General features: G+C 41.4%; 5 protein-coding genes. 2 read left to right on the forward strand and 3 right to left on the reverse strand.

Features of this window, described 5'->3' with window-relative positions:
* Positions 1-238 precede the first annotated feature (238 nt).
* Genes sdhB through VP97_RS15850 form a run of 3 tightly spaced genes read right to left on the reverse strand, consistent with a single transcriptional unit; the run spans position 239 to position 3402 of the window.
* Complete coding sequence (gene sdhB / locus VP97_RS15840; protein ID WP_050182900.1) at positions 239-1000, reverse strand: succinate dehydrogenase iron-sulfur subunit; 762 nt, start codon at positions 998-1000, stop codon at positions 239-241.
* A complete protein-coding gene (gene sdhA, locus VP97_RS15845; protein WP_050182901.1) occupies positions 997-2763 on the reverse strand; it encodes a succinate dehydrogenase flavoprotein subunit in 1767 nt (588 codons plus the stop codon). Before sdhA ends, sdhB begins: the two co-directional genes overlap by 4 nt.
* A gap of 30 nt (positions 2764-2793) precedes the next feature.
* A complete protein-coding gene (locus tag VP97_RS15850) occupies positions 2794-3402 on the reverse strand; it encodes a succinate dehydrogenase cytochrome b558 subunit (RefSeq protein WP_050182902.1) in 609 nt (202 codons plus the stop codon).
* 187 nt (positions 3403-3589) lie between these two features.
* Here VP97_RS15850 and VP97_RS15855 point away from each other — a divergent pair, with 187 nt between their 5' ends.
* Positions 3590-4468 carry a LysR family transcriptional regulator gene (locus tag VP97_RS15855; protein WP_050182904.1) on the forward strand — a complete coding sequence of 293 codons (879 nt, stop codon included), beginning with the start codon at positions 3590-3592 and terminating at the stop codon, positions 4466-4468.
* A 210-nt stretch (positions 4469-4678) separates the two neighbouring features.
* Positions 4679-5479, forward strand: coding sequence for a hypothetical protein (locus VP97_RS15860; protein WP_050182906.1), 801 nt, complete (start codon positions 4679-4681; stop codon positions 5477-5479).
* Positions 5480-6000: the final 521 nt, after the last annotated feature.

Here is a 6000-nt window from a genome sequence, read left to right on the forward strand (position 1 = left end):
GGCCCGGCTGCAAAAATAGTTTCAAGCTGTATGAGTTGGATTCAAAACGAACAGTACCGCTTTAAGTCATTGCAGCAAAATGCATGCAAAAAAATTAGTAAGAAAGCTCATTAAATACATGATGCCGTGAATGAACATTCTTCAGGAACTATCTGGGAATACCGAGTCCATTTTTTGTAAAACATATAGTAACTGCACATTAAGGTTTCTCATGCTGCATAATTTAGATACCTTTTCGTTATGCCTGATCGCTTCCGAAGAAATTGCGGAAAGCTTGAAAAGTTGTATCCCGGTTTAACGCTGCAATAGACGTTGTCAATGGAATTCCTTTAGGACAAGACTGCACGCAGTTTTGTGAGTTTCCACAGTTAGTTAAACCGCCATCGCCCATAATGGCATCAAGGCGTTCTGTTTTATGCATCGCTCCTGTTGGATGAGCATTAAACAAGCGCACTTGAGAAAGGGGAGCGGGACCAATAAAGTCGGATTTGCTGTTTACATTCGGGCAAGCCTCTAAGCAGACGCCGCATGTCATGCATTTTGACAGTTCATAAGCCCATTGGCGTTTGCGCTCAGGCATACGAGGTCCCGGTCCAAGATCATAAGTGCCGTCAATGGGAACCCATGCTTTTACCCGTTTAAGTGAATCAAACATGCGGCTCCGGTTTACCTGAAGATCGCGAACAACAGGGAAGGTACTCATCGGTGCCAAGCGAATTGGCTGTTCAAGCTTGTCCACAAGCGCGGTGCAGGACTGACGTGGCTTTCCATTGATATACATGGAGCAAGCCCCGCATACCTCTTCTAAACAGTTCATATCCCATGCAATGGGTGTGGTTTTTTCTCCTTTTTTATTGACCGGGTTCCGCCGGATTTCCATAAGTGCTGAAATCACGTTCATATTTGGACGGTATGGAACTTCAAATTCTTCATCATAGGGAGTGGAATCAGCGGTATCTTGACGTGTAATAATAAAAGAAATCATTTTGTGTTCGCTCATGCCTTCTCCTCCTTTTTCTTCGAGTAATCACGTTTTCGAGGAGCAATTAATGATACATCCACCTCTTCATAATGGAAGGCTGGCGCCGTTTTTTCACCGGTAAAGGCTGCCATGGTGGTTTTCAAAAATTCCTCATCGTTTCTTTCAGGGAACTCAGGTTTGTAGTGAGCACCGCGGCTTTCATTCCGGTTGAGTGCACCGATCGTCATCACACGGGCAAGGTGGAGCATGTTTTTAAGCTGGCGTGTAAAAGCTGCTCCCTGATTGCTCCATTTGGCTGTATCATTGATATCAATGTTTTGATAACGTTCTAAAAGCTCTACAATTTTATTGTCTGTTTCTTGCAATTTATCATTATAACGGACGACCGTAACATTAGCTGTCATCCACTCGCCAAGCTCTTTATGAAGGATATAGGCGTTTTCAGTTCCTTTATCCATAGATAAAATACTGTTCCACTTTGCCTGCTCCTGTTTCACATGCTGATCGAAAACAATGGAAGAAACCGCATCGGCACCCTTTTCGAGGCCGTTAATATAGCGGACTGCGTTTGGCCCTGCTACCATGCCGCCGTAAATAGCGGAAAGAAGGGAGTTGGCTCCCAAACGGTTGGCTCCGTGCTGTGAATATTCGCATTCCCCGGCCGCAAAAAGACCTGGAATATTTGTTTGCTGATCGTAATCTACCCATAAGCCGCCCATAGAATAGTGAACAGCAGGAAAGATTTTCATCGGCACTTTGCGCGGGTCATCTCCCATGAATTTTTCATAAATTTCGATGATGCCGCCAAGCTTTATGTCTAATTCATGCGGATCTTTATGAGAAAGGTCTAAATAAACCATATTTTCACCGTTAATGCCAAGCTTCTGGCTGACACATACATCAAAGATTTCACGTGTGGCAATATCCCGCGGAACCAGATTTCCATAGGCTGGATACTTTTCCTCGAGGAAATACCAAGGCTTTCCGTCTTTGTATGTCCAGACGCGTCCGCCCTCACCGCGAGCAGACTCACTCATAAGACGGAGTTTATCATCGCCTGGAATCGCGGTCGGATGAATTTGAATAAACTCACCATTTGCGTAATGAACGCCCTGTTGATACACAATAGAGGCTGCTGAGCCTGTATTGATAATTGAGTTTGTAGATTTACCAAAGATAATCCCAGGACCGCCTGTTGCCATAATCACCGCATCACCCGGGAAAGCTTGAATATCCATACTTGTTAAGTTTTGAGCGACAATTCCGCGGCAGATCTGTTCTTCGTCTACGACTGCACCGAGGAATTCCCAGCCTTCAAACTTTGTAACAAGACCTTGTACTTCAAAACGGCGCACCTGCTCGTCCAGTGCATAAAGCAGCTGCTGGCCGGTAGTCGCACCGGCAAAAGCGGTGCGGTGATGCTGGGTACCGCCGAAGCGTCGGAAATCCAGCAGTCCTTCCGGCGTGCGGTTAAACATAACACCCATCCGGTCCAGCAGGTGAATAATGCCTGGTGCCGCTTCAGTCATCGCTTTGACCGGAGGCTGGTTGGCAAGAAAATCACCGCCGTATACTGTATCATCAAAATGCTCCCATGGAGAATCTCCTTCTCCTTTTGTGTTGACTGCCCCATTAATACCGCCCTGGGCACAGACGGAGTGAGAGCGCTTTACCGGAACAAGTGAAAACAAATCTACCTGCTTACCGGCCTCCGCGATTTTAATAGTCGCCATTAATCCGGCTAAACCGCCGCCTACAACGATAATTTTTCCTTTATTCATCTAAACCCCACCTTATTTAACGCGTTCAAATTAAACAAAAGCGAAAATAGTACGAATGCTAATTAATGATAATGCGATAAAAATGCCCAGCGTGACATATGTTGAAATTCTTTGAGAGCGAGGGGTAACAGTCAGACCCCAGCTTACACCGAATGTCCATAACCCATTTGCAAAATGAAACACTGTGGAAAGAACCCCGACAATATAGAATGCCAGCATAGCAGGATGATCTAAAATGTTGGCCATCATGTCATAGTTTACTTCTGCGCCAAGAAAAGCTTGAATTCTTGTTTCCCATACATGCCAGGCGATAAATACGAGAGTGACGACGCCTGATACACGTTGAAGAGTAAACATCCAGTTCCGGAAATAACCGTACCTGCTTACATTATTCTTGGCTGTAAAAGCAATATACAGTCCGTAAATGGCATGAAATAAAATAGGAAGAAAAATAATAAATACTTCAAGTGCATAACGGAATGGCAGGTTCTCCATAAAATGTGAAGCCTGATTAAATGCCTCCGGTCCCCTTGTCGCAAAGTGATTGACCACCAAATGCTGAATTAAAAAAACCCCGACCGGAATGACGCCTAACAATGAATGCAGCCGCCGGTAGAAAAATTCCTTGCTTGTTGCCATACATGATCCCCCTCAAATAAAATACCTCATGAATGAAGCAAAATAGGCACCCTTTTCTCTGTTTAAAAGGTCTCTATAGGTTTTATAATATGATTGATGAATAATAATGTCTAATTTATTAATTGCATAGTATTCATGCGAAAAAGGTATATAATGATGGTGAATGTAAAAAAGAGGTGAGCGGTTTATGGAATGGCAGCAAATCGAGTATTTTCGGGTTGTAGCACGCATGCAGCATATCACAAATGCGGCAGAGGTTTTATCTATTTCTCAGCCTGCCTTGAGCCGTTCTATGGCCAAGCTGGAGGAGGAGCTGGGTGTTCCTCTATTTGAACGTCAGGGACGCACCATCAAATTAAATGAATATGGGCAGCTGTTTTTAGAACGGGCAGACCGAATTATAAAGGAGTTTCAGGAAGTGAAGCAGGAAATACAGGATTTGCTTGATCCAGAATATGGAGAAATATGCTTAGGATTTATGCCTACACTTGGCACTTATCTTATCCCTAACCTGGTCAGATCCTTTCAAGCGGATTATCCAAACGTCAAATTCCAATTTAAGCAAAATGGAAACGATTTGCTTTTAAAGCAGTTAGAAGCAGGTGAAATTGATTTTTGTCTTGTTTCTTCTATAGCTGATAATAAACAAATTGAGTGGACACAATTATGGAATGAAGAATTATTTTTAATCGTACCATCCGATCACCCGTTGTCCCGCCATGAGAGCGTAACATTGCAGGAAATTGCCAAAGAAACATTTGTCCTTTTGGAAAAAGGAAACGGTATTCGGGGAATTACGGATCGATTATTTGATGAAGCCGGCATTAGCCCGGAAATTACATTTGAAGGGGAAGAGATACATACAATTGTTGCTTTTGTGGCGGCGGGACTGGGAGTTACGCTTATACCCGAATTTAAAGGAATTGACTGGACCCGTGTTTCCCGCATACGCATACGTTCATCAAATGTCCAGCGGGCAATTGGTCTTGCTTCTGTAAAAGGGAGATATGTATCGCCAGCGGCCAAAAGGTTTCAACGGTTCGTTACAGATTATTTCATTAAATAAAATGCACCCTTCCTCCAAATTTTGAATTTACAATTAAAAGCGGCAGATACAATTAGTTGAAGAAAAAAAGAAACAATCCCTGATTCAGTATAGATTATTTTAAAAAAAGATTCATTTTTTATTATTTGCCTTGATATTTATCGATGCTGAGGCTTTACTTTGTAGATGCAGGAAAAGATATTAAGAGAGAAGAGAAAGGACTTTTATATTATGGCTATTGATTATCCTCATATTGAAGATTCAACATTAACACATTACATTCCACCCAAAGGAGAATATGAGCACTTTAAAAGCGAAGAAGATTACGCGGAAAAAGCAAAAGAGTGGGGTCTTTCATCCGCCAAAGAAGCAAAAAAAGAATTTTGGTACAAAGGAAAAACGTATAAGCGGCTTGTGACCATCAAAGGCTTTCAGCGACATGGTCTGGATTGTACTGTTACTATTCTAGTAATCGAGTTCCAGGATGGCTGTTTAAGCTGTATCTATCCAGATTATTTAAAAGATATGCAGTCAGCTAATTTTGGTCGCGAAAGCAGAATAACCAGCCCAGAGGCAAAAAAGCAGCCAGGTGATTTTGAGCCTTCATCAAAGAAGGAAACAGTAAAAAGTGGAGAACAGAATGAAGCGATACCTGCTCAGAAGTCTGCAGCGCCAAAAGCAAAGAAAACAATACAGCCTGCGATTGAACTGCCGGAAGGAAAGGTTCATTTTACAGCAGTCGTGAAGCAATTTGCATTAAGTTGGAATCACTTCAGTGAAGAGAATGATGAAATAGTGGTCTTCAAAAATGTTCAAATTGTTCAAGAAGAGCCTGTCGATATTGAGCTTGCCTGGTGCAGTCATAGTAAGACCCTTAAAAAACTAGAACTTCAGCCAGAAGAAAGCCTTGAATTTGATGGGAAGATTGTAAAAAAGAGTTTTCCAAAAGGAAAAGATGTAGATGAAGAATTTACAGTTGATGTGCCAGTGCGCTTTAAAATAAACAATCCATCTAAGTTGATTAAAAAATAACGATCACTCTTCAACTGACAAGCATAAAATAAAGTTTGATATTGAAAGGGCTAATAACCACAATCGCGGAGGAATGATAGAGAAGAAACACCTTTAAGTTGGAGCATAAATGTATTTGAAAGAAACTTAAGGGTGTCTTTTCCTTGCATTCCGAAGTGAACAAGCAGCGGTTGAAGGTGTTACGTATAAGAGTAATAAGACTCATTTGTATCAGTATTTTATTCTGATCATAGTTATTATAAGGATAATGAGATACTAAAAGATAATCAAAGGTTAAGAAATATGTAAAATATTGTTACCTATTTTTTGCTTATAGTATATTATTAATCCACGCTTAAGATGTGGCGATGAATTGTAAAGTATATCTGTAATGTTTGTTATATCAATATAATTGAAGCGGAAATGAAGTTAACGAATAATTTATCAAAATAATATTTTCGATAAAAGTGTTGACTTTGAAGATATCGCGTGATAAGCTTGTGTAGCTGTCGGAAATGAAAGCATTGAACATTGAAAACTGA

The organism is Domibacillus robiginosus (genome assembly GCF_000966195.1).
Lineage (GTDB): Bacteria > Bacillota > Bacilli > Bacillales > Domibacillaceae > Domibacillus > Domibacillus robiginosus.